Origin of the sequence: Pseudanabaena sp. BC1403, from assembly GCF_002914585.1 — a bacterium.
In the GTDB taxonomy this organism is placed as follows: domain Bacteria; phylum Cyanobacteriota; class Cyanobacteriia; order Pseudanabaenales; family Pseudanabaenaceae; genus Pseudanabaena.
This window is the reverse complement of sequence record NZ_PDDM01000011.1, coordinates 55,962-80,490: the sequence shown is the minus strand read 5'-3', so window position 1 is coordinate 80,490 and position 24,529 is coordinate 55,962. Positions and strand designations below refer to the sequence as shown.

The following is a 24,529-nucleotide window of genomic DNA, read 5'->3' as shown; positions in this document are numbered from 1 at the left end:
ATGTTACCACTTTTTATAAGGTAGGAACTTGCCGTTCATCGTGACTTTGACGCGATCGCCTTTGGGATCTTCCACTTTGTCGATATCGAGGGTGAAATCAATCGCACTCATGATGCCATCACCAAATTTCTCATGGATGATTTCCTTGATGGGATAGCCATAGACCTGCATGATTTCATAGAATCGGTAAATCAATGGATCGGTGGGTACTACTGGTCCCAATCCTTTGCTAGGATAGGAACTCAAAGCGGTGATTATATCTTCACCTAGTCCTAATGCTTCAGCGAGTTTCGTGGCTTGTTCCACACTGGCGCTATTTTGACCATAAAAAAGAGAAGCAATCCACACTTCATCTTGACCTAATAGCTTTTCGAGGTCAACAAAAGTTAAGCCTTTGGCTTTTTTGGCGGCTAATAGAGTTTGAGTAAAAGATGGAAATTCAACTGTCATAATGTTTTTGGTGTTTCTAGATATTTTGTATTGGGAATGTAAAAAATTTTGCACGGCAAAATTTTTTACATTTTCCTATATTCTTGCGGCTTCAACCGCACGAGTTTCACGCATGAGATGTTCTTCCATTTCCGCTTTGAGATCATGATATCCCGATTGTTGATCGAGATTTTCACGCGATCGCGGACGGGGAAAAGGCACATTTAGGATTTCATCAATCCCTGCGGCAGGCCCTCGCTTCATCATCACGATTTTATCGGAAAGCAGCAAAGCTTCCTCGATACTATGGGTAATCATTACTACAGTTTTGCGTTTCTGTTCCCAAATACGGGCAACTTCATCTTGGAGGAAGCCACGGGTGAGCGCATCAAGTGCGCCAAAGGGTTCATCCATCAATAGAATTTGAGGATCGATCGCAAGGGCGCGAGCAATGCCCACCCTTTGTTTCATCCCACCAGATAGCTCATGGGGATGTTTTTTCTCGGCTCCCTTTAAGCCAACTAGTTCGATATATTCATAAACACGGCTTTTGCGATCGGCGAGCGACATTGTAGGATAAACCGTTTCGATCGCAAAGTGTAAGTTCTCGGCAACCGTCAACCAAGGCATCAATGCATAGTTTTGAAAAACTACTCCGCGATCGGGACCTGGAGCATAAACTTCTTCACCATTGATCAAAATCGCACCACTAGAGGGACTAGTTAAACCTGCAATGAGATTGAGAAGTGTGGATTTACCACAACCAGAGGGACCAATAATCGAGACAAAGGTATTGGGCGCAATGTCAAAATTAATATTTGCTAAAGCGACATAATCCTTAGAAGTACGGCGAGTGAGCTTATTGATCAAGCCACTTCTGCCACGATAAACCATTGAAACATCGCAGATGGAAATCTGTGCTTGCTGAGTTGCCATATTTGCAGATGCTTTTTCCATAGAAGACACGATCATACTTCTCTCCCAAATGAAACCCAATGTTGCAGCAATCCAAATAGGCGATCGATGACTAAACCGATCGCGCCGATTAAAAGAATAGCTGTAATAATGCTAGTAATACTCAAGTTATTCCATTCATTCCAAACGAAGTAACCCACGCCCGTACCACCGATCAGAATTTCCGCAGCCACGATTACCAGCCATGCAATCCCTGCACTAATTCGCATACCTGACACAATACTCGGAGCCGCCGCAGGTAAAATCACCTTCGTAATTGTGCGCCAAGGTGAAGCGCCAAGGGTACGGGTCACATCGATGTAGGTTGGGTCAACATTACTTACACCGAATTTGGTATTAATCAGAGTCGGCCAGAGACTGGTAATTGCGATTACAAAAATAGCAGTGCTTTCTGAATCCTTGATTAGTCCCAAACCAATGGGCAACCAAGCTAGAGGTGAAACTGGTTTAAGGATTTGGATAAATGGATCGACAGCCTTGGAAACCACAGGAAATAGTCCAATCAGAACACCTGAAGGAATGGCGATCGCTGCGCCCACGGTAAAGCCAATCGCAACCCGACGTAAGCTGGTAATCAAGTGCCAACCAATGCCGCGATCGTTCGTTCCCTTTACATAAAAAGGGTTAGAAACCCATGCCCAAAAATCGGTTAAAGTTTGTGAAGCGGAGGGCATCAGGGGAGAAAACCAGCCTTTAACTGCACCTACTTCCCAAAAAATCAATATCGAGCTAAGGATCAATAGGAATAAAACAAATGCTTGCAAGTCTTGATTAGGCAATACGCTCTGAATCATTGCCATGATTGGATTTGAGCGTGGTCGAGACTTGGGCATCGAAGGAGAATAGTCCATAGTTTTTCGTGCTAGATTGATAACTTTTTGAGAATAAGTGCATAGCTATTCTCAAAATAAAAAACAATTACGGTATTTACTTTGCCTTTTATAAAGCGAAAACCGCTAAGAAACCATTTAAGAATCACTTTCTACGGTCAAAAGCCCTAAGAGATCCCCCTCAATCCCCCTTAAAAAGGGGGAAGAAGAAAATTCAGTTTATTCTCCCCCCTTTTTAAGCTACCGTGTACACACAAGTCAACTGTCTACGTTTCGATTTATCTCAGCCCCCTAAATCCCCCAATTCTGGGGGACTTTGAAAGAATTTTATTTTCTTGTTCCCCCAGAATTGGGGGTTAGGGGGCGATTAATTGTTGACTTGAATAGGTTTTATGACTTGTGTGTACACCGTAGCCTTTTTAAGGGGGGCTGGGGGGATCTAAGCCCTGAAACGTAGACAGAGAGACTTGTGTGTACACCACAGCTTAAGAAAAGGCGGAAGAAGAAAATTCTCCCTCCTTTTCAAGCAGGGCTGAGGGGATCTAGACCTTAAACTGCTTAATCTGTTCTTCGATATAGGCTTCAGGCTTAGCAGGATCGAAGGAGTCATACTTCAATTTCTCAGTACGTTCAGTTTCCGTTGGCGGAGTTTGACCTAATTCCTTCGCTAACTCACGGGCAAGATCGGTTTGATAGATATCTTGTGCGATAGTTTTGTAATCAGCCTTATCTTTTGGCATTAAGTCCCAACGCACAAACTGAGAAGAAATCCATTTTGCGAAACTCTTCCAAGGATAGGGATCAAAACCAATGCGATCAGGAACATCTAAGGTATTGCCCTGACCATCCTCAAATTTGCCAGTTAATACTGCTTTTAAGACTGGTTCAGGTTGGTTGAGATAGTTTTTACCTGCGATCGCCTTGGCGATTTCTTCACGATGTTTAGGATCATTGGCATAGCCAGCACCATCAATAATCGCTTTATTAATTGCGCGGAAAGTATTCGGATTGGTATCAATCCATTTTTGGCTAGCAGCAAAAGCACAGCAGGGATGTCCAGCCCAAATATCTTTGGTGAGCAAATGGATAAAGCCAATCTTATTAAAGACAGAACGTTGGACTACGTTATCGGGTAGTAGGAACGCATCAAGCTGTCCTGCTGTCATCTTCGCGATCGCATCAGGTGGTGGAATCACTTGAATCTGTACATCCTTATCAGGATTTAGTCCACCAGCCGCTAAGTAATAGCGCAACAACAAATTGTGCATGGAGAAGGCAAAAGGAACGCCAATAGTAAATCCTTTAAAGTCTTTGGCTTCTTTGACTTTGCCCAAATGCTGATTGGCAACTGAGATTGCCTGACCATTAATATTTTCAATACTAGCAAGCTTTATAGGAAATGCGGTGGAACCTAGCCCTAAAGACATGGAAATCGGCATAGGTGAAAGCATGTGATAGGCATCCAATTCACCTGCGATCGCGGAGTCACGAATTGCCGCCCAGCTAGGCATCTTCACTAGTTCAACCTTCAGACCATACTTAGTATAAAAGCCCAATGGTTCCGACATGATAATCGGGGTGGCGCAAGTAATCGGTAAGAAACCAACTTTTAAATTAGTTTTCTCCACTCCCGCAGGTGGGGTGTTTGGGGTATTGGTAGTTGCCTTAGAGGGAGTCTCAGGAGGAGGCGCAGAAGGACATCCTGTAAGCGTTACCACGGCGGCGGCGGCGGCTACTTTAATTAGAAATTCGCGCCGACGGAAGGTGCTAGATTGCAATGTATCGGTAAAGAATTCCTGTGCTTGGGGACCAAAGGCTGCATTAAAAGCTTCTTCGACACCGCCAGCCATCTTGATCAGGTCATAGCAAATCCGCTTTTGACTCTCAGAAGCATGGGATAATGAACCCTGTTCTAAAAGTTGCCATAGGTCTGCTTTCATGGCGTTGGTTTCCCATGACTGCGCCATCAATTGAGCGCGATCGGAGTAGTGACCCATCCGCATCAGGTCATTCACCAATTCCACAGGATCTGTCGGCATTCCTTCCATAACGCTCTGATGCTGATCAACGTTATGATCTGCACCACAAGGACAAGCATTCCATAAATTATTATTTATTTGAGCAACAGAGTAATCAGAAGTTTGAGCAGAGATCGAGTTATTTCCTATTGCTGAAGCAACCATCTGTTCTATCAGGTGAGATGTCATGATTGGTTATTGTTTATATTTTAGAGAATAATTCTTAATCCAATGAATGCAGTTCAGTTAGCCATAAATAGCTAAAGATAAATTTAATTATTAATACTTTAGCAACTTGTTTGCAATTAAATCGGTATAGACATATACGAAAAGTATTACATTATTAATATGGAGATAATTTGTAGATCATTTTTATGCTGAATATAAATCGATTTTTTAGCATCAAAAAACTAATTAAATACATGAATTACATATAAATCCCAAATAAATCACAATAACTTAAGACTAAAAAACAAGGGGCTTAAGCCCCTTACCTCTCACATCAAAAATATTTTCTGATTTGTATAATCGGCAATTACTATAGTGTTGATATAAGTAGATTATTAGAATTAAAAGTAGGATGTGTTAGCGATAGCGTAACGCATCAATTGTTTGGAATGATGCGTTACGCTATCGCTAACACATCCTACAAACTACAGACAATTAAGCCTTTATACTTATAGATTATTTCTTGACTTTTTAATTTATATCAACTGATTTATAATTTTTTTCTCAGCAGAAACTAACAAAATTTGATTTTTAAAATCAAATTTTGTTAGGATTTTAGATCGTGATTTAGCCTTTTAAATTTTAGCTATATTAATCTCATAAAAACTAGCTATTTTTAACTAAGACATACTTGCTAATACTTTGCGTAAATGTTTGAGCGCAGGTGTTACCATGGCAACGAAATATGATTCGCGTAAACGGCGATCGTACACACTGCCATGCACATAGCCGATCGCACCTGCATGGAGCATTAAAGATTGCGAAGCTCGAAGTGATAGCTCTGAAGCAGTTGCTCTCGATTCAATCACTTCCCGCAAAATTTCCTTGCTAACGATTTCTCGACCATGCCCGATCGCTTCGGCTAAACGATAGGATTTCAAGCGCAGAGTTTCGAGTTCATCTTCCATTTCATCGGGACGATCATCGAGGTATTGATTGACATGTTGCTTAGTTCTATCAATCCTTCGCATTAAATCAATACAGTTTTGGGTCAAACCTAAGCCCATCCCCACCTGCATTAAAATAAACCCTGCTTTGATATATTCCACATAGCGATCGCATGGAGCCGCTAACACCCAATCATGACTGATAAAAGCATTACGAAACAGACATCTAAAGGTATTCGTTCCTTCAAGAGCGATAAAATGCACATCTTGCTTTAGTTCTAGCCCTTGCATTCCACCCTGTGCGATCGCCATCAGATAGTTATCAGTTCCTTCTATTTGAGCCGATATCCCAAATAAATGCTGATCGCCTATATTAGAAACCCAAGGCAATGTGCCATTGAGAATATAACCACCTTCGCAAGGCGTAGCAATGATTTTAATCTTCTCAATGCCTGCAAAGTGTTTCATCGGATTCGATAAACCCGTGCCTGACAAAAGCTTGCCCGTTGCAACTTGCGGTAAGATTTGTTCTCTTAGAAAAAGATTGTCAGTATTTTGCAGATACCAAGAGCAAGCATTGTGACACCAAGTCATAAACCCAGTACTGAGGCAAGTTTCCGAAACTATTTCGATCGCCTTTAATGCAGGTAATACGCCACGCCCCGTGCCACCATATTCCGTACTAACACCTTGACCATATGCACCCAGACTACCAATATCGCGCAAAAATTCTTCTGGATAAATCCCTTTTAGATCAATGTTAGTAACATCAGGTGCTAATTTTTGAGCGATCGCCTCTTTTAAACTCTGCATTAATGCTGCGTCAGTGAGCAGTTTTGCTTGAGGTTGCTTGATTATGGTGTCACTAACCTGCATTGCTTCTTCCCTTATCTTAAACTTTTAATATTTTTTGATTAAGCCCAAATATGCCGCGCTTAGCGCGGCATACCTTTCATTTTATGCTAGCGAAACTTCCATATCGACGGGATTACGGAAAGTATTGGCAACTGGTGACCAGTAATTTGCATGTTCTAGAAGTTCAGCAAGTTCTTCCTTCGTTGCATCGGACTCGATATCCACTTTCACACGCACAGCACTAATGCCTAAACGCTTCTTAGATAGATCTCCAATACCCCAAACACCTGTGATGTTAATATCGCCTTCGAGATATAACTCTAATTTGGAAAGCGTAATTCCACGCATGATCGCGTTAGCATGAATGCCCACGGACAGACAAGAGCCTAGACAAGCCAGTAAAGCTTCGGAAGGGTTAGGAGCGGTATCTTGTCCAAGCAAGGTTGGTGGTTCGTCAATGACATGCTCAGGTAGATCACGCACATAGGTTAGGTTGCGAAATTGCCCTTCACAGACAGTCTTTACTTTCAATGTGCCGATGACATTGGGGTTAGCTTGTGCTTTCGCAGCCAAGGCTACCAATCCATCTTTGCTAACAGGACGCAAGGGAGTAGTTACGGAGGCAGTCACAGTTGTAGTCATGGTTTCAAATACTTGATGTTTATTGCTTACTTAAATAAATAGAACGATCTATACAATTAAATACTATACAACCTCTCGCAATTTCCGTATCACATATTACATATGTTGCAAAGAAAGTTTTGCTCCCAATAAGATCAGTGGTGGCGCTTCGCGCCGCCACTGATCTTATTGGGTTTTGATTTGCTTTATAATACCAAATCAAAAAAAGGAGATGAGGTGCTTTGCACCTCATCTCCTTTTTTGATTTGTCGATGGAGATCGATATAATATTCAAAAATATATTGAATTAATCCATGTCGATCGCATTTAGTAAATATCACGGCTTAGGTAACGATTTTATCCTGATCGATAACCGTCACAGTGCCGAACCAATTCTCACCTCTGAGCAGGCTGTCAAATGGTGCGATCGCAATTTTGGTATTGGTGCAGATGGTGTCATTTTCTTGCTGACTGAGGCAAATGGTGAGCATCGGATGCGGATTTTTAACTCCGATGGTTCTGAGCCAGAGATGTGCGGTAATGGAATTCGTTGCTTAGCTAAGTTCATGCAGGACTTGGATATCCCGACTACTGATGGTAAGTATCAGATCCAAACTGGGGCAGGTTTGATCGTGCCACAAATGGATGTGGATGGACAGGTAACTGTGGATATGGGCAAACCATTTTTGACCGCCGCCGAGATTCCTACGACTTTGGGTGAAAGCGATCGCAAGGTTGTCAATCTTCCATTTGAGGTTGGTGGTAAAACTTGGAATGTCACAACAGTGAGCATGGGAAATCCCCACTGCATGACCTTTGTTGATGATGTCGATACGATTCCTTTAGCAGAACTTGGCGTTCTCTTTGAACATCATCCTGTATTTCCAAAACGGACAAATACGGAATTTGTGGAAGTCGTTAATCGCGGCTATGTGAAAATGCGTGTATGGGAACGCGGCGCAGGAGCAACTCTGGCTTGTGGTACGGGCGCTTGTGCGACGGTGGTTGCTGGTGTTTTAAATGATCTTTGCGATCGCATTTGTACTGTTAATCTGCCTGGAGGCGATCTCAAAATCAACTGGTCAGCCGAAAGCGATCGCGTCTTGATGACTGGCCCCGCAACTCTTGTATTTAAAGGCTTAGCAAAGAACGAATTGTAAATAAGTTATGGCTATTGCGACGCATTGCGTCACAATAGCGCTAAAAATAAACGAACCATAAGAAATTTTTTAAAAGTGTTGCAAAGCAACACTTTTAAAAAATTTCTTGGTTTTGGTTTGAGAGCAACGCGCTGTATATAAAAAAACTAGAGGTTTTCAAAATGAGCGAAACTATATTTAGCAAAATTATTAAGCGGGAAATTCCTGCGAGCATTATCTATGAGGATGATCTTGCTCTTGCGTTCCGCGATGTCAATCCTCAAGCTCCTGTGCATTTTCTCGTCATTCCTAAAAAGCCCATAGTTAAGCTTTCAGAAGCAACAATTGAGGATCAAGCATTGCTAGGACATCTATTGCTTGTAGCCAGTAAAGTCGCTGCACAAGAAGGCTTAACCGCTTTTCGTCTAGTTACTAATAATGGTGCTGAGGCAGGCCAAAGTGTTTTCCATTTACATATCCATGTTTTAGGCGATCGCGCCTTTACATGGCCCCCAGGTTAAGCAAAGAAAAAGAGGCGGCGCAAAGCGCCACCTCTTTTTTTATTTTTTTATGGTTTGTAATTTTGCCCGATCGCAATTTCATAGGTCTTCAAGTACAAGCCAAATCGATGAATCTTGACATTACTAATCGGGGTGACCCGATCAAAATGCGCGATCGCTTCATCAGTAAGGGGATACCATTGATCGGAAATCACAATTGCATTTTTACCTTTATGTTTCACTGCATTCTCTAGGTTCCAAATAGTAAATTGACTGATGCGTTTAGAAATTGCGGTCACATTGGGATTTTGCATCTCATAGGCAAGTTCTGCCGCCGAGCGATAATCAGAAGTAATTAACAGAGGACTTTCGGGCAAAGTATTGCTAATTTTCTGCACTTCCGCTGCAACTTCTTTCCAGCCATAAATCATCCGCCCATCCTGATCTCCATCTTTCCCAAATACGGCACTGATAGGGAACATGCAGGAGTTCCAGACAAATAGAGATGTAAATAATAGTCCAAATACTCCCATCCCATAAAAAATTTTCAGATTCTCTCCCCCTCTGCCTCTTGGAGATGGGGCTGGCGGCTGAGGGGAATCTGCTACAGCTAAAGGAAGTAAGGGAAATAGAAGTAAATACGCATGAATATTCCAATAATAGAGGGCTGTAGAAAACAGAGAAATTACCATCAATAAACCTGTGGGAATTATAAATGTCCACAGCGCAACTCTTTTGTAAATTCCTTTTGCATTGCAAAAACCTTGCCACAGTAACCATGCTACGAATGGAGAAAGCATTAATAATGAAATCCCGATAAAGCCCAATGGTTCCAACAATCGCATGATTAATGTGCCACTATCGACACTGCGATTTGCATAGAAACGGAATGACAAAAAATTATTACTGTAGTTCCAATAAAATACTGGCAGAAACGCGATCGCACCAATGACAAAACATAGCCACAAACGCAAATCTTGAAATAATTTTCTTAATTGAGAATAGGTAGCGATCGCAGCCAATAAACCCAATGTCATAAACAGCGAATTATATTTAGTAATATGTGCAAGAGAAAGGGCGATCGCACTGCCATATAGTCGCCAGTTTGTGCCTTTTCCATTTACTAAATATTCATCAAGAAAGCGAATGCATAGGTATGCACCAAGCAGGCTAAGGGTGATCGCTAAATGGTCATGCCATGCCAAAGAAAGCATGATGCTATATAAAGGCGAAGCAAGGATGGCGAGAATCACCCACCAGATATAACGCCGTGCAAGATCTCCATAGAGATATTTGAGAATGTAGTAATAGGTATAGAAAAAGATGCCATTAGTGAGTAGATTTAGCGATCGCAATGTAAATAGAGATTTGCCAAACCATGCGGTTATCAATCCCTGTAACCATGACTGTAAAGGCGGATGATCGTAATAAGAGAAGTCTAAATGTTGTCCCCACAACCAATAGTAAGCTTCATCGGGATTTGGCGGCGCAAATAGCCAAAAGATGCATCGCAAAAGGATCAACAACAGCAAGAATAGGGATAGATATGAACTCATTAGTATTCAACTACAATGCTCTGTGCTTAAACCAAACCCAAGATAGAGAATGCTGCTTTGCAGCATTCTCTATCTTGGGTTTGGTTTATTTGATGAATTTTGCGTCAAGGGGAGGTCGATCGCGCTTAACTTGACGCGAATCTTTAGATTTCATGTTTGAGCGATTGCCGTAGGGAACGGTGTCAGGATCATTATCTTCATACTCTTCTTCATCTTCTTCTTCATACTCCTCTTCATCTTCGTATTCTTCTTCCTCCTCCTCAAATTCTTCTTTACTTTGGAATTTTTCAGCTTTGACCTGCTCTTTCGGATCTTTACCAGATCCAGATGCAATAACGGCTCGACGAATTAATAAATTTTGTCGCCAAGAGGCGATCGCATTAAACACAAACGCCAGAATCCCACCACCCACAAAAGCAACTAACATTGCCACACTTAAGGGAATCTCGATCGTTTTTTGTCCTAAAAAAGAAATCTGCACCGCAGGTTGTAAATTTTGGACAAAGACAGCCGCTAGTAAGGTGATCGCAAGCCCTATGCTCGTAAGCTGCAAGATCAAGATCGTGCTTGATGATTTCCTGTTAGCCGCATTTGTAGTTTGTGAAAAACGCGATCGGGTCATAATTCTGGATCTCCTGCGGCAATATTTGAGGGCATTCTACCTTGCCAACGCTGAATTAAATCTGCATCAATATCCATTTGATCTAATGCTCTGGCGATTACAAAATCTACCAAATCCTCAATCGTTTGCGGGTTGTGATACCAAGCAGGAATCGCAGGAACGATTCTTGCTCCTGCCTCGGCTAAGGTGGTGAGATTTCGCAAATGGATCAAGCTCAAGGGAGTTTCACGAGGAACGATTACCAATCTTCGCCCTTCCTTAAGATGTACATCGGCGGCACGTTCTAATAGATCTGAGCTTAGTCCATGAGCAATTTTAGCTACAGTAGCCATACTGCAAGGAATTACCAGCATTCCCAATGTCCGAAATGAACCACTAGCGATCGTTGCTCCCACATCGGCAAATTGATGACAAATCAACTTACCATCACTAGTTTCACTACGATCGCGCCAAAATTGTTCTTGAGATCGCAAGTTACTCGGCATCGCCATATCATTTTCTGATTGCCAAACCATCATCGCCGCCTTAGAAGCAACCAGATCGACGTTGTAATGATTATTTAATAAAAATTTGAGCGATCGCACAGCATAAATCATGCCTGATGCCCCAGAGACTCCTAATACAATCGCTTTTTGATTTTGCATTCAGTATCTAAATTCAGCATTTAACTCAGCACAGTATAGCTTCTAAGCCCAAAATATGAGAGGCGGCGCGATGCGCCGCCTCTCATATTTTGGTTTTAAGAATGGCTAAAACTATAGTTCAATCATAGCTCTGTTTGTTAAGCTTAAATCTAAAGCAATCCTATTTGATTGTGGAGATATGAGCAATATATGAATTGCTCATATTGATCTACGAAGGCTTCTGTCCAATAGCTATGTAACTTGGAAGGTAACTATGTTAGTAGGCAAAACATTAAGGAATCGCTACAAGATCCTCAAAGTTCTCGGAAGTGGAGGATTTGGCGATACTTACTTGGCTCAAGACACAGATCTACCAGGTCATCCCACCTGTGTTGTCAAGCAACTTAAGCCCAAGGATACTAGCCCAAATGTTTTGCCGATCGCTAAAAGCTTATTTGAAAGGGAAGCGGAGTATCTTTACAAATTGGGAAATGCCCATCCACAGATTCCTAAGCTATTTGCGCACTTTGAAGAAAGCAATGAATTCTTTTTAGTACAAGAATTTGTGGAAGGGCATAGCCTCGCTGCTGAGATTCTCATTGGAATGCGATTATCTGAAAGTGCCACGATTACTTTATTGCTAGAGATTTTAGAGGTTCTATCCTTTGTCCATCAGAATAATGTTATTCACCGTGACATTAAACTTGCAAACCTCATGCGTCGTCAGCAAGATAGCAAAATCGTCCTCATTGACTTTGGTGCAGTTAAAGACATCACCGCTCTAGGAACTGACTCACAAGGCAATACAGATGTCACAGTAAGCATTGGTTCACCAGGATATATGCCCAGCGAGCAAGCAAGGGGAAAACCTCGACTCAGCAGTGATGTTTATGCTGTCGGCATGATTGGAATTCAAGCTCTCACAGGAATTGCTCCTGATAGCTTGCAAGAAGATGCTAATACGGGCGAGATTTTGTGGCGCGATCGCGTAGATGTCAGTAATGCTTTTGCGGAAGTATTGCAAAACATGGTGTTTTATCATTTTAGTCAGCGCTATAAATCTGCGATCGAAGCTCTACAGGCAATTCAATCTCTTGGTGCCACCAACATCAATAGTATTGCACCAACAGAAGTGATCGCTTATCCATCAACCGCAGCAGATGCGTCGCCAACTATAATTACTAATACAAACAGAGACACTGTTCCTGTATCTGCTTCTACTACACCCCAAACCCCTATCCCAACACCTCCTCAGTCTCCAGTCACAACTCCCCATGTCACAGTCACGGCTCCTAATCCAGCTTTTACGAGATTCCAACCATTTGTATGGATTATCTTAACTGGAGTGATATCAGTTTCGGCTGCGATCGCCACAGCAATTCTGATCCCAAAACTAACTAATCGCCCTGCTGATAATACGCCCCAAGCTGAAGTCACAAAAGCGGCAACAAGTTCTCCTGTTGCTTCGCCAACTACTTCGCCCACCCCCGAAACACTAGGGCCTATAAAAGCAACAGATGCGCCTCCAGAGCCTCCTCCTGTAGTTGCAACTACCAATCCCACTTTGTCAAGTTTTGGTGCGATCGCGCGTTCCCCATCGACACAAGCCAAAGGATACTCTTGGAACTTCCCTTCCCAAAAAGCAGCCGAAACAAGGGCTTTAAATGAATGTGAAAGCTCTTCCGCTTCAGGAGACTGCCAAGTATTAATCTGGGCGCAAAATGCCTGCATATCTCTAGCGGAGAGTTCTAATGGAGCGGCTGGCTCAGGCTGGGCAGAAGATATGACTGCCGCCGAAAATACCGCAAAACGAGTCTGCCAGAAATATAAAGGCGTTGATTGTACAATCACCAATACAATCTGCTTACCTGTCCGTCAATAGCTGTATGTCCTAACTTGTATAGCGACAGCCATAACATGAACTGCGGCTCTTCGCACCGCAGTTCTCTAGTATTATGCAAGCGTTCTTAATTCGAGGAGAGCGCTAACTTTATTCACTAACTCCGATGTCGAGAAACCTTTGGTGAGATAATCAGTTGCACCGAGACGATTTGTCTCGCGAGACCATTCTTCCGCAAGACGAGATGAAATCACAAGAATCGGCATATCAAATCCTGCTTGACGACAACGATCAATCAACGTGAATCCATCCATCCGAGGCATCTCAATATCAGTAATTAGTAATGCTGGTTGACTATGCTGTTGCAGCCATTGCCAAGCATCCATACCATCATCACAAGTTGTAACTTCATATCCCTGTGGTGACAAGCTACTCTCAATTCTTCGCCGCATCAGAGCCGCATCATCGACTACTAAAATTTGGCGATCGCTAGATAGTTCAAGGAAGGACGTATTTGATTGGGAACTAGAAATTGTGAGACGTTCAGACTCTGATGAGAAGAAGACTTCGACAAAGGAAAGTGCGTCAATTACAGGAATAAGTTTTCCGTCAGGCATCAAGCTCATCCCAATTAAGCCGATCGGTGCAACCAGAGGTTCTGGAATTGGATTCACTAGCAAATCACTCTGTCCAATCAGGGTGTCAGCTATTAACCAAACACCTTGATTGCTGTCGGATTGTTTTGTCCTCACTGCGATCGCTGATGGTAAGAGCGTTCTAGTTTCGGTTTGTCCTTGCCAATATTGATAAAGATCGATCGCTGGTACTTTCCCATACTCTTCTTGCACTTCAATTGTGTAGTCGGAGCGCTCTATCTTTTGCCAGAGTAGCGCCTCCACTAAGGTGGTGGTGTGAATTTCTGAAGTGGGAACTGCAAAAGTGCGATCGCCTGCCTGCAAGAGCATACAGCGTACAAACAAGTGTGGCACAGGAATTTGAATTGTGAAAGCTGTGCCTTTACCAATTTGGGAGACTAGGCTGAGCTTGCCATTCATTAGGGCAACTTGACTCGCCACCACATCCATCCCCACGCCGCGACCTGAAATATCGCTAACAACTGTGGTAGAAGTAAAGCCCGATTGACATAGTACGTTTAGGAGGCGATCAGAAGTACTGGTATCGGTAAGCGGCAGTCCTTTAGATTTGGCTATCTGGCTAATGAGATCGGGATCAATTCCCTTACCATCATCACGAATGTTAAGGTCAAACATACTGCCTCGACGTTTTAGAGATAGCTCAATTTTTCCCTGTAGAGATTTGCCCAACTTCTCTCGGTTAGGTGTATCTTCAATTCCATGATCATAGGAATTACGCAACAAATGGAGTACCACAGGTTCTAAACTGCGAAGTGTACCTGCATCAAGTTCCAGTTGCTCTCCAATAATTGTAAACTGGACAATTTTACCGACGCGAGTCATTAGATCTCGTAAAATTCCTCTCGATCTAAAAGCTAGGGTTGAGAATGGAACAAGTCGGCTTTCTTCGATGGTTTGCTGGAGGTTGCGTAGGCTGCGATCGAGAACTTGGATGCTATCAGCAGTTCGCCTTGCCGATTCGCCAGTTTCTGAGCCTAACTCAATCAAACGGAGACTGATTTCCAATAAACGGTTAATTGCTGTATAGCCTTGACGATAGCGCTCAATTTTCAGCCCATCCTGTTCTCCTGAAGCGTCTAATAATGCATAATCATCTTGGACTTCGCGCAGTTGGGTAATGTACTGCACACTATTCTGAGCAAGCGAGACTAACGGCATTAAGTTTGCATAAACAGACTGGTAAAACCCTTGGGTGGCACGAGTTGCCATTAAGGTCTCAACTAGATATTGGGATGATCGCTCTAGGCGATCGAGGGGCACAGGAATTTGAATGTCTGCCGTGGGAGAAACTGGAGAGTTGGTGAAGGATGCAACCTCATTGCCAGTGATTAATCCTGATTCTATATTTGCCGATGAAATAATTGATTCTGGCTCAATTTCAAAAATTCCACCCAGACGAGCGCTTTCTTTGACTTTTTGCAGAAATGGCATCCATTCTCTGTGCCATAACTCACAATCTAGGCGATCGCATAAATCACTCCCTTTTTGCAAAAAATCTTGCCAAGTTATCGCCAAATTAATTTCTGAACCGATTTCCTGTAACTGGGAAACTGTTTGCTTAGCGATCTCAGCAGCTTCTGTCGGGACTTCACCCGTGAGAGGCAAATCTTCGATCGCCATTTCTAGTTCAAGGATGACCAAATCAAAACCTTGATCAGCAAATTCTTGCTGAACTTGGCGCATTTCGTTCCATTCGGGTAAATATTTGGATTGAAGGCGATCGCGCAGAGTTTGGATATACTTCACCGCTGCATCAGGATCACTCTGTTCACCCATCTGGACTGAGCCAATCAAAAGCTCGCCAGCTTCGATCAGAGCTTTAGCTAATTCCCCGTCAGCTAAAGGTGGAGCAACGTCGAGATAGCGAAGATCGGAAAGTACATCCTCTAATATGGTCGAGACTTGAAGTACAGCTTGAAATCCTACAGTTACGGAACCACCTTTAATCGTATGGACACAACGATATAGTTGCTGAATATCTTCGCGCCAATTGGTAGCATTCAGATTGCGAACAGTATCCACATATAATTGCAAATATTTCTGAGTATCTAATTCAAATAGATTACGCAGTTCTTCTTGCAATTGTAAATCATCAAATTCAGAATTTGGCATTATTTCGCTATTCGCTATCAATTTGTGATTATGACGATTGTCGCTCGAACATCAGCGCACAGCCTGAAATTCATCAATTTCAAGAGACTCCATGTCGTCGATTTCCTTGTCCACTGTTTCCAGCATTGGCGGCAAACGGAAAAACTGTACCCTTTCTAGCAATTGACGTGCCAACATTCCCATCTTCCCCGATTGATCACGAGTAAACTGTGCCTGAGAAGCAGAACGTTCAGCGATCGCTTCAATATCTTGAATCGAAGCTAAGCTAAATTTTACAGCTTCAGCGATTGATTGCGAAGAATCAGTAACTGCGACACCAATTTCAGATAACTCCTCGGTTACAGTTGCGATATTGGTAAATGACTGCTCTGAACTATTCACACTATTGGTAAAGTCAAATACAAGGCTATTCACATCACGAACGTCTTGATCAATACCCGAAACTACTACATCAACGAATCCCGTTCGTTGTTGCAAAGCTACTAGCCCTTGATTAGTTTGGGTAGCTAAGTTATTTACCTGCGACGCGATCGCTTCAAATTCCCTTGCCACAGAGACAAATTGTTCAGGGTCGCGCTGTTCTAACGCCCGTGACGCTACCATTGAGGCATTAGTCGCCAAAACCTGAGTTAAAGAGGCAAGACGTTTTTGATCCAACACAAATTGTTTGGCAAGAGCAACGAATTCGCCTAGATTTTTAATCCTTTGCACCATCTGCACGGTGGCAGCTTGCAGAGACTCAATCGAAGCAGTCAAGTAAATAATTTGCTCCTCACCTTGTCGCACAGCCGATCGCACTCTCTGCACAGCTTTGTTTGCCGCGATCGCAAGTTGTGCCGCATCTTGCGCCAATTGGTTTACATCTTCAATTCCTAAACGGGCTTGCACCACTAATGCTTCCTGCTGTTCAGCGTTTTGAGACACAGCGATCGCTAATTTCTCAAGGCGATCGGTGCGAATCGTTACTTGTTGAGCGGTCTGCAAAACTGCGGCAAGCACTTCAGATAGCTGCTCTGACAAACGATTGAGCGTATCTGCAATTAATCCCGTTGCATGGGGGCTGACTTCTGCCTTAACTGTTAGATCTCCAAGCTCTAACTCCGAGACCACATCCAGCAAATGCGAAATCTCATCTTGGAAAATATCATTTTGAGCTTCGGCTTCAATCTGGGCAGTAGATTGATCTTGCTTGTTTTGCGCAAGGTTAAAAGTCATCAGGTTAAAAACATCTGCTAACTTACCAACTTCATCCTGTGCACCAAGCTCTACAGTTGAGCCGAAATCCCCTGCGGCATATTGTCTAGCGATCGCTTCTAGACCACGAATCCTCTTGCTAAGGGTATTACCAATAAATAGACCAAGCAATGAACTAATCACAATCAAAATAGTCCCTAAGCCAAACACAAATAATGTGGCATCGGATAGTTGCCTTTGAGCATCTTGGTTAACGATCGCCGAAAGATGGCTGTTGAGATACAAAGAGGCAATCACAAAACTAACTAATGAAAAAAAGCTAGTTGAAACGATTGCGAAGAGGATCTTGAAGCTGATTGGTAAATTATTTAACCAACTACTCTTGTTTGAAGCTTGTCTGGATATAGGGGCAGCAGCAACGGCAGCCTTCCTCTTTCTTTTTGCATTCGCTTTTTTGCTTGAAAAGGGAGGTTTATTCGCCATATATAAACATATACAAAAGTTGGGAAATGTCAAAAGTAGGATAATTTGCGGTTAGCTTATCAGTACCCCGTAAATTAGCTTGACTTTATGATATTACCAACATACAGCTTCCTGTTGTGACTCTTGAGTATGCTTCGCAACAATGTCAAAAATAATACTCAGAAAGCTTACTACTTGCCCAATGACTTTAAGGCTCAAACTTTAAGGCTCAAATTATTGCGTAACATAAAGCCCGACTCAATAATTCTGACATTTCGATATAAATAAACCTCAGATTCAAAACCCATGTTGCCCGCGCAGCGGGCAACATGGGTTTTAAGGTTTTGCCTAAATTACTTACGCAAGTTCCTGTATCCTTGGATATTAACTTTTTAATTTAATAAATTTATCAATCAAGCGATCGCCATGCATCAAGCGTATGTACTGGGACTGGGACAGTCTGGAATTTCTGCGGCAAAATTGCTTAAAGCTGATGGCTGGCAAGTGACAGTTAGTGATAGCAGTGTTAGTCCTAGCTTAGAGCAGCGTAAGCAAGTTTTAGAGTCGGAAGGAATTGCGGTTGAGCTTGGAGGATTTCCTGACTTTGCCAGATTAATTGAATCGGGGCAAAATGTAGACCTCGTGGCTGTTAGCCCAGGTGTGCCTTGGGATCGGCAAGAAGTTGAACAGGCGCGATCTCTTGGTATTGATACAATCGGTGAGATCGAACTTGCATGGCGATATCTTAAGCATATTCCTTGGGTAGGTATCACAGGAACTAACGGAAAGACTACTGTCACATCGCTGACAACGGCGATTTTTCAGGAGGCGGGGTTAAAGGCGATCGCCTGCGGCAATATTGGCTTTCCCGCTTGCGAAATAGCTTTACAGGTATTACAGCAAAAACTTAATCCTGATTGGATTATTGCCGAACTAAGCAGCTATCAGATCGAATCAGCAAAAACTGTCAAGCCCCAAATTGGTATCTGGACTACTTTTACTCCAGATCACCTCAACCGCCACTATACCCTTGATGCCTATCGCAATATCAAGGCTAGTTTAATCGATCAATCTGCCAACATAATCCTCAATGGTAATGATCCATATTTGGTGAATTTTGGTGCAGCAATGTGGCCGAAAGCGATTTGGACAGGGCTTGATGAACAGGTCGTCGAAGCGATCGCCGATGGCGCTTGTATTCATGAAGGATGGGTGAGATTTAGAGGTGAGTCTGTTTTTCCGATCTCCCATTGGCAGCTTTTGGGTAAGCACAATCGCCAAAATTTATTGATGGCGGTAGCGGCGGCAAAGCTAGCAGGGATTGACTCTAAACATATTGATCTTGCCATCTCTAGTTTCCAAGGTGTCCCACATCGCCTTGAACATATTTGCTTTTATGAAGGCATTGCCTTTATTAATGACAGCAAAGCTACCAATTATGATGCAGCAGAAGTGGGGTTAAGAGCTGTAAAACCTCCTGTCGTATTAATTGCTGGAGGTCAGCCGAAGCAAGGTGATGCGAGTGCATGGCTAGAGCAAATTCATCAAAGAGCGATCAGCGTACTATTGATAGGTGAGGCTGCGAACTTATTTGCCGAAATGCTCAAAGACACAGGGTTTAAAAACTATCAAATCGTAGAAACTCTCGAAAATGCGGTCAAACAGGCAGCCCATATTGCCCACAGTCGCGCCCATAATCACCCTAGCCAGCCTTTGCCAACTGTGCTATTCTCGCCTGCATGTGCTAGCTTTGACCAGTTTGCTAACTTCGAGCAGCGCGGCGATCGCTTCCGTCAACTTTGCCAAGAGCTTTGTCAAGAATTTCGCTAAGAATTTCGCCAAAATACACTCATGACCCCATCGCTTCAGCCCAGAGATCTTGCCACTATTAATCTATTCAAACGTCGAACAGTGCTGATCTGGATGATTCTGGCTCTGTCGATGATTGGTTTAATTGTGCGCTTAGTGTACTTACAGGTGATCACATCACCTGATTTACTCGACAAGGCTCGACGGCAGCAAATGTTTACTTTGCGACCATTTATTCCTCGTCGCACCATAACCGATCGCAAAGGTGCAGTTTTAGCTCTAGATCGCCCTGTCTACACATTATTTGCGCATCCTCATCTTTACAAAGAAAAACCTGAAGTGATCGCCGAAAAACTCGCGCCGATCCTCAGACGACCCGCAGATAAATTGCTCAGTATCCTCACTCGTGATACTACTTCTACTCAAGTGGAATATTGGCTATCTGAGGAAAATGCCGATCGCATTTTTAACTTGCGTTTAGATGGTTTAGATCTTATTCAACAGCGGCATCGACTCTATCCACAGCAGGATTTAGCGGCTGAACTACTTGGCTATGTGAATGTCGATCATCGAGGTCAAGCTGGAATCGAACTTAGTCAAGAAAAATTATTAGAGCGCACCGACCAAGCGCCATCAGTTGCCCAAGATGGCAATGGCAAGTTAATTCCTAACCGTATTCCTGCGGGAATGCTGCAAAGCGATCGCACTAGCTTGCAAATGACGATTGATTCGCGCATTCAACGCACAGCTCGGCAGATCCTCAAGCAACAGATGGTCAAGTTTGGCGCAAAGCGGGGTTCGGTGATTGTCATGGATGCTAGGGATGGTGGGCTGCTATCACTGGTGACTGAGCCAACGTATGATCCAAATCGTTATTACGAATCCGATGTCAAACTGTTCAAAAATTGGGCAGTTTCAGACCTGTATGAACCAGGCTCCACATTTAAACCACTGAATGTCGCGATCGCTCTCGAAGCAGGAGCGATTCAGCCAGACACTGTATTTAATGATGAAGGCGCTCTGACTATTGGCGGCTGGCCTGTGGCTAACTTTGACTACGAACAAGTCGGTGCGGTTGGTCCGCTCAGCATTAGCCAAATCCTTGAGCGATCGAGCAATGTGGGTATGGTGCATATCATCCAACGCATGAAGCCTTCGGTTTATTACGGTTGGCTAGAGCGGATTGGTCTGGGCGATATGTCTGGTATTGATCTCCCTGCGGAAACCTCCAGTACTCTCAAGCCGCAAGAGCAGTTCATTGAATATGTGATCGAGCCAGCAACGGCTTCTTTTGGTCAAGGTTTCTCACTCACCCCAATTCAGATGGTGCAATTGCAGGGCATACTCGCTAGTGGTGGGAAGTTACTCACACCTCATGTGGTCAAAGGTTTAATTAATGATGAAGGCGAAGAATATTTTCAACCGAAATTACCAACGCCTCGACAAGTCATTTCATCAGCCACTGCTCAGAGAGTTGTGGAAATGATGACTAATGTTGTCGAGAAAGGTACGGGTTTACCTGCACGTATTCCTGGTTATCGGATTGCTGGCAAAACGGGTACTGCTCAAAAGGCTTCAACTACTGGTGGGGGGTATATCAATGCTAAAATCACCAGCTTTGTTGGTATTTTCCCCTCGAAGGAGCCACGTTATGTGGTGTTGGCGGTAATTGATGAACCTGTTGGGGCAGATGCCTTTGGCTCTACTGTTGCGGCTCCCATTGTCAAGGCCGTAATCGAGGACATTATTGTCAGCGAAGGCATTCCGCCAAGTCATCCTGAAGAGGTTATCTCTAAAATACCAATTCTGCCTGAGCCAACAGCCACACCATCGCCATCGACTCAAGATGTAAAGCCTTCGCCAACCGCTTCTCCTAGCGCTGTACCTACACCACCTCGCGATCGCACATAAGAAAGCCCTGCACTCAAGTGCGGGCTGAGAGCTAAAACCCATTGAAACGGGTAGGTTTTGTCAAGCCACCTAAAGCGGCGCTTTGCGCCGCAAATCCCTTTTGGGTTTTAAGATTTGTTAAAATGTCGTAGGTTAAACAAATTTAGGAAATTGTAATGGCAAAGGTTGAGATTTATACATGGCGCATGTGTCCATTCTGTATAAGGGCAAAGCATTTGCTCGATAAGAAAAACGTCGAATATACAGAATACGTGATCGATGGAGACGATGCTGCGCGATCTGCAATGGTATCTAGAGGTTCTGATGGCAAGCGTTCTGTCCCACAGATTTTTATAAATGATCAGCATATCGGCGGCTGTGATGCCATTCATGCTCTGGACTCTAAGGGCAAGCTTGATGCGCTGCTAGCATAGTTAGTTTAAAGAGAGATCTCTCTTTAAGCAAAATAATAAAAAAAGCCTCGTGCAACGAGGCTTTTTTTATTATTTTGCAACTACCCGAATTACTTTTTCCGATCGCACTAAATCACTTTCACCCGCAAAAATCGAACGTCCTTGACTATTGGGCGATTCTAAAGGAATCGCACCCAAAGGCATTTGAACCGTTCTTAGACCAATGTCACCATCTTGACCGATCAAAAACGTGACTGGTAAATCTAGACGAGGCTTGGCGATCGCAGTCATGCTCACTAATCTATCGGCTCGCGATTGAAACTTGAAGCATTGCGAACCGATCGCACCTCTAATTGCAGATCGAATATTTGCTGCCGATATTCGTTTAGCGAAACCTTCAGCAGTAATTAAAATCAGTTCTGAATTAGGATTAGCTTGCAAATCCAAAACCGATACACCAATTTGCGTTTCCGAGCTGCCCAAACGCAAAGCTATATTTCCTGCGGCAGATCGCCCTACGGTAGGGATTTGAGTCTCATCGGCTTTGAGGCGTAAAATCCGACCTGCTGAGGTCGCGATCGCGAGGTCTTGCTCTAAACCGACGATATCTGCCCAGAAAAGTGAGTCGTCATCTTTGAATTTGGCGGCAATTAATCCCCTTGCAGTCATGTCGGCAAATTCTGAAAGCGGCGATCGCTTGATTTTGCCTTGATTAGACAGCAGGACTAAACCTTCCGTCGATTCGGCATTCTTTTCCCATACAAACTGCGACACGATGCGATCAGTGCTATCAGGCAATAGCGTGATTAGAGGAGTAGCCCGTCCTTTACCTTTGACAATTGGCACATTCGCAAGGGCAAGGGGAAATGCTCTACCTGAGCTAGTCATGACGACCATTTCACGATCGCTACGGGTGTCATAGGATGCGATCGTGACATCATCTCCCAAATCCGCAGATTGTGAGGCTCTGGAATTACTCTCAAAGCCTTTGATATAGCCCTTGTGAGTGAGTTGAACCGTCATATCCTGCGGTTCTGCAATGGGAATGTTTAACTCAGTTGTCAGTGAGATGAGAGGGACTTCTACGAGTTTAGGCTGCTTATTTGTTGCTTTAGGGGATTTGCGATCGCTTGTTTTCTCAGTAGTTTTCTCAGCTACGTGCCCAGTCTCAAGGGTTTGTTGAATCTGAAGAGCATCCTCAGATTTTTTGGACTTGGCACTTTTAGAGTTAGCACTTTTAGAGGTTGCTTTTGGTGTCTCTGAAGCCTCTATATCAGGACTTGGAGAGTTATTGCTTGGCGAATTGAGGCTTTGTTGATTGCCTAATAAATCCCATACGAGACGAGTTCGTCGTTGATCGCTATGCCTTTTTTTGTGATCACGCAATTCTTTTTTGAGATATTTCATCAATTCGCGGCGATCGCCTAGCAATCTCTCTAACCGAGCAACTTGTTGCTGCAAAGTTTCTAACTCTTCGCGGATCTTTTGTTGCTCAATGGCAGTGATCCGACGCAAAGGCATAGAGAGTATGGCTTCGGCTTGGGTTTCTGACAGTGAAAATTCTGTTTGTAGATCAGTTTTAGCTAGAGCACTATTATTTGCAAATCGTAAAATCCTGATTAGGCGATCGATATCTTGGAGAACGATTACTAGTCCTTCTAATAGATGCGATTTCTCCTGTGCTTTCTTCAGTTCATATCGGAAGCGCTTAGAAAGAGTTTCTTCCCGAAAAGATAGAAATTCTTGCAACAGCTCACGCAAGCACATCTGCTTTGGTAGCGAACCTTTGAGCGCTAAGAGAATTACGCCAAAATTTGATTGCAGTGCGGTTTGGCGATATAGCTGCTCGATAATTACTTCAGGCGAAACATCTTTTTTTAGTTCAATGACAACTCGCATTCCTGCGCGATCGCTCTCATCACGAATATCCGAGATTCCCTCGATTTTGCCATTGTTCACCAATTCAGCAATTTTCTCGATCCATGCTGATTTATTTACTTGGTAAGGCAACTCAGTAACAATAATTGCTTGTTTTTGCCGTTTACCTGTACCTTTGCCGCCAAACTGCTCAACTGCCGCCACCCCACGTATCGTGACGCTACCGCGCCCAGTTAAGTATGCCTCACGCACACCATCCTGATTCATAATGATCCCACCTGTAGGAAAATCAGGTGCGGGGATTAAGCTCAGTAACTGTTCATCAGACAGATTAGGGTTATCGATTAAGGCGATCGCGCCATCGACCACTTCACTCAAATTATGCGGCGGAATATTTGTCGCCATGCCAACGGCGATCCCCGTGGAGCCATTGAGCAATAGCATCGGTAACTGGGCAGGCAAAACCGCAGGTTCCTGCTCAGAGCCATCAAAGTTATCGACAAAATCAACAACATCTTCTTCGATCTCGCCCAGCAATGCCTCATTGCCGATCGCAGCCAATCGACATTCGGTATAGCGCATGGCAGCCGCAGGGTCATTATCGACCGAGCCAAAGTTACCATGTCCTGCTAGTAACGGATATCGACTCGAAAAGTCTTGTACCAAACGCACTAGAGCATCGTAAACCGATTGATCCCCGTGAGGGTGATATTTGCCCAATACATCCCCGACAACACGAGCACATTTACGAAATGGACGCTCTGGTACGAGTCCAAGCTCATGCATAGCATAGATAATCCTGCGATGCACAGGTTTAAGTCCATCACGGGCATCGGGCAAAGCACGACCGACAATGACGCTCATCGCATACTCTAGGTACGATCGCTGCATTTCTGTATGCAATGAGGTCGTTATGATATTTCCCCCGTTAGACTCCAACCCGAAATCTAGCTGTTGCTGCCCTTGCTTTGCCATAAAATCTACGAACGCTG

18 protein-coding genes are annotated in these 24,529 nt (G+C 43.6%); 6 read left to right on the top strand and 12 right to left on the bottom strand.

Features of this window, described 5'->3' with window-relative positions; all coding sequences use genetic code 11:
- Positions 1-3 precede the first annotated feature (3 nt).
- From cynS to CQ839_RS11780, 6 genes are all read right to left on the bottom strand, one after another.
- A complete protein-coding gene (gene cynS / locus CQ839_RS11805; protein ID WP_103668476.1) occupies positions 4-450 on the bottom strand; it encodes a cyanase in 447 nt (148 codons plus the stop codon).
- A 75-nt stretch (positions 451-525) separates the two neighbouring features.
- Complete coding sequence (locus CQ839_RS11800; RefSeq protein ID WP_103668475.1) at positions 526-1,401, bottom strand: ABC transporter ATP-binding protein; 876 nt, start codon at positions 1,399-1,401, stop codon at positions 526-528.
- Positions 1,398-2,204: an ABC transporter permease gene (locus CQ839_RS11795; protein ID WP_374937745.1), complete on the bottom strand. Its 807-nt coding sequence runs from the start codon at positions 2,202-2,204 to the stop codon at positions 1,398-1,400. Before CQ839_RS11795 ends, CQ839_RS11800 begins: the two co-directional genes overlap by 4 nt.
- Positions 2,205-2,776: 572 nt before the next feature.
- Positions 2,777-4,282: a CmpA/NrtA family ABC transporter substrate-binding protein gene (locus CQ839_RS11790; protein ID WP_374937744.1), complete on the bottom strand. Its 1,506-nt coding sequence runs from the start codon at positions 4,280-4,282 to the stop codon at positions 2,777-2,779.
- A gap of 818 nt (positions 4,283-5,100) precedes the next feature.
- Positions 5,101-6,243 carry an acyl-CoA dehydrogenase family protein gene (locus CQ839_RS11785; protein ID WP_103668473.1) on the bottom strand — a complete coding sequence of 381 codons (1,143 nt, stop codon included), beginning with the start codon at positions 6,241-6,243 and terminating at the stop codon, positions 5,101-5,103.
- A gap of 81 nt (positions 6,244-6,324) precedes the next feature.
- Positions 6,325-6,864 carry an OsmC family protein gene (locus tag CQ839_RS11780; RefSeq protein ID WP_094535158.1) on the bottom strand — a complete coding sequence of 180 codons (540 nt, stop codon included), beginning with the start codon at positions 6,862-6,864 and terminating at the stop codon, positions 6,325-6,327.
- A 293-nt stretch (positions 6,865-7,157) separates the two neighbouring features.
- Here CQ839_RS11780 and dapF point away from each other — a divergent pair, with 293 nt between their 5' ends.
- On the top strand, positions 7,158-8,003 hold the full coding sequence (gene dapF / locus CQ839_RS11775) for a diaminopimelate epimerase (RefSeq protein WP_103668472.1): 846 nt from the start codon (positions 7,158-7,160) through the stop codon (positions 8,001-8,003).
- Positions 8,004-8,164: 161 nt separating this feature from the next.
- Positions 8,165-8,503 (top strand): histidine triad nucleotide-binding protein, encoded by a 339-nt coding sequence (locus CQ839_RS11770; RefSeq protein ID WP_103668471.1) that lies wholly within the window; start codon positions 8,165-8,167, stop codon positions 8,501-8,503.
- A 47-nt stretch (positions 8,504-8,550) separates the two neighbouring features.
- On the opposite strand, the gene CQ839_RS11765 is transcribed toward CQ839_RS11770, so the two are convergent.
- The 3 genes from CQ839_RS11765 to CQ839_RS11755 all read right to left on the bottom strand — a co-directional run bounded on the left by CQ839_RS11765 (position 8,551) and on the right by CQ839_RS11755 (position 11,304).
- Positions 8,551-10,038, bottom strand: a complete 1,488-nt coding sequence (locus CQ839_RS11765) for a glycosyltransferase family 39 protein (RefSeq protein WP_103668470.1) — start codon at positions 10,036-10,038, stop codon at positions 8,551-8,553.
- An 85-nt stretch (positions 10,039-10,123) separates the two neighbouring features.
- Positions 10,124-10,660, bottom strand: a complete 537-nt coding sequence (locus tag CQ839_RS11760) for a lipopolysaccharide assembly protein LapA domain-containing protein (protein WP_103668469.1) — start codon at positions 10,658-10,660, stop codon at positions 10,124-10,126.
- Positions 10,657-11,304: a flavin prenyltransferase UbiX gene (locus CQ839_RS11755; RefSeq protein ID WP_103668468.1), complete on the bottom strand. Its 648-nt coding sequence runs from the start codon at positions 11,302-11,304 to the stop codon at positions 10,657-10,659. The genes CQ839_RS11760 and CQ839_RS11755 overlap by 4 nt, the downstream gene beginning before the upstream one ends.
- A gap of 253 nt (positions 11,305-11,557) precedes the next feature.
- On the opposite strand from CQ839_RS11755, the gene CQ839_RS11750 reads away from it, so the two are divergent.
- Positions 11,558-13,165 (top strand): DUF4189 domain-containing protein, encoded by a 1,608-nt coding sequence (locus tag CQ839_RS11750; RefSeq protein ID WP_103668467.1) that lies wholly within the window; start codon positions 11,558-11,560, stop codon positions 13,163-13,165.
- A gap of 71 nt (positions 13,166-13,236) precedes the next feature.
- On the opposite strand, the gene CQ839_RS11745 is transcribed toward CQ839_RS11750, so the two are convergent.
- Positions 13,237-15,891, bottom strand: coding sequence for a response regulator (locus CQ839_RS11745; RefSeq protein ID WP_103668466.1), 2,655 nt, complete (start codon positions 15,889-15,891; stop codon positions 13,237-13,239).
- Positions 15,892-15,942: 51 nt separating this feature from the next.
- On the bottom strand, positions 15,943-17,382 hold the full coding sequence (locus CQ839_RS11740) for a methyl-accepting chemotaxis protein (RefSeq protein ID WP_181016183.1): 1,440 nt from the start codon (positions 17,380-17,382) through the stop codon (positions 15,943-15,945).
- A 591-nt stretch (positions 17,383-17,973) separates the two neighbouring features.
- Here CQ839_RS11740 and murD point away from each other — a divergent pair.
- The 3 genes from murD (at position 17,974) to grxC (ending at position 21,680) form a co-directional block, all read left to right on the top strand.
- Positions 17,974-19,377, top strand: a complete 1,404-nt coding sequence (murD, locus tag CQ839_RS11735) for a UDP-N-acetylmuramoyl-L-alanine--D-glutamate ligase (protein ID WP_103668464.1) — start codon at positions 17,974-17,976, stop codon at positions 19,375-19,377.
- Between the two features lie 21 nt (positions 19,378-19,398).
- Positions 19,399-21,267, top strand: a complete 1,869-nt coding sequence (locus CQ839_RS11730; protein WP_103668463.1) for a penicillin-binding protein 2 — start codon at positions 19,399-19,401, stop codon at positions 21,265-21,267.
- Positions 21,268-21,422: 155 nt separating this feature from the next.
- Complete coding sequence (gene grxC, locus CQ839_RS11725; protein ID WP_103668462.1) at positions 21,423-21,680, top strand: glutaredoxin 3; 258 nt, start codon at positions 21,423-21,425, stop codon at positions 21,678-21,680.
- Positions 21,681-21,749: 69 nt separating this feature from the next.
- On the opposite strand, the gene CQ839_RS11720 is transcribed toward grxC, so the two are convergent.
- On the bottom strand, positions 21,750-24,512 hold the full coding sequence (locus CQ839_RS11720; RefSeq protein WP_103668461.1) for a DNA topoisomerase (ATP-hydrolyzing) subunit A: 2,763 nt from the start codon (positions 24,510-24,512) through the stop codon (positions 21,750-21,752).
- Positions 24,513-24,529: the final 17 nt, after the last annotated feature.

Coding starts and splice junctions, on each gene's coding strand:
- cynS (WP_103668476.1), bottom strand. CDS start 450: ATGACAGTTGAATTTCCATCTTTTACTCAAACTCTATTAGCCGCCAAA.
- CQ839_RS11800 (WP_103668475.1), bottom strand. CDS start 1,401: ATGATCGTGTCTTCTATGGAAAAAGCATCTGCAAATATGGCAACTCAG.
- CQ839_RS11795 (WP_374937745.1), bottom strand. CDS start 2,204: ATGGCAATGATTCAGAGCGTATTGCCTAATCAAGACTTGCAAGCATTT.
- CQ839_RS11790 (WP_374937744.1), bottom strand. CDS start 4,282: ATGGAAGGAATGCCGACAGATCCTGTGGAATTGGTGAATGACCTGATG.
- CQ839_RS11785 (WP_103668473.1), bottom strand. CDS start 6,243: ATGCAGGTTAGTGACACCATAATCAAGCAACCTCAAGCAAAACTGCTC.
- CQ839_RS11780 (WP_094535158.1), bottom strand. CDS start 6,864: ATGACTACAACTGTGACTGCCTCCGTAACTACTCCCTTGCGTCCTGTT.
- dapF (WP_103668472.1), top strand. CDS start 7,158: ATGTCGATCGCATTTAGTAAATATCACGGCTTAGGTAACGATTTTATC.
- CQ839_RS11770 (WP_103668471.1), top strand. CDS start 8,165: ATGAGCGAAACTATATTTAGCAAAATTATTAAGCGGGAAATTCCTGCG.
- CQ839_RS11765 (WP_103668470.1), bottom strand. CDS start 10,038: ATGAGTTCATATCTATCCCTATTCTTGCTGTTGTTGATCCTTTTGCGA.
- CQ839_RS11760 (WP_103668469.1), bottom strand. CDS start 10,660: ATGACCCGATCGCGTTTTTCACAAACTACAAATGCGGCTAACAGGAAA.
- CQ839_RS11755 (WP_103668468.1), bottom strand. CDS start 11,304: ATGCAAAATCAAAAAGCGATTGTATTAGGAGTCTCTGGGGCATCAGGC.
- CQ839_RS11750 (WP_103668467.1), top strand. CDS start 11,558: ATGTTAGTAGGCAAAACATTAAGGAATCGCTACAAGATCCTCAAAGTT.
- CQ839_RS11745 (WP_103668466.1), bottom strand. CDS start 15,891: ATGCCAAATTCTGAATTTGATGATTTACAATTGCAAGAAGAACTGCGT.
- murD (WP_103668464.1), top strand. CDS start 17,974: ATGCATCAAGCGTATGTACTGGGACTGGGACAGTCTGGAATTTCTGCG.
- CQ839_RS11730 (WP_103668463.1), top strand. CDS start 19,399: ATGACCCCATCGCTTCAGCCCAGAGATCTTGCCACTATTAATCTATTC.
- grxC (WP_103668462.1), top strand. CDS start 21,423: ATGGCAAAGGTTGAGATTTATACATGGCGCATGTGTCCATTCTGTATA.
- CQ839_RS11720 (WP_103668461.1), bottom strand. CDS start 24,512: ATGGCAAAGCAAGGGCAGCAACAGCTAGATTTCGGGTTGGAGTCTAAC.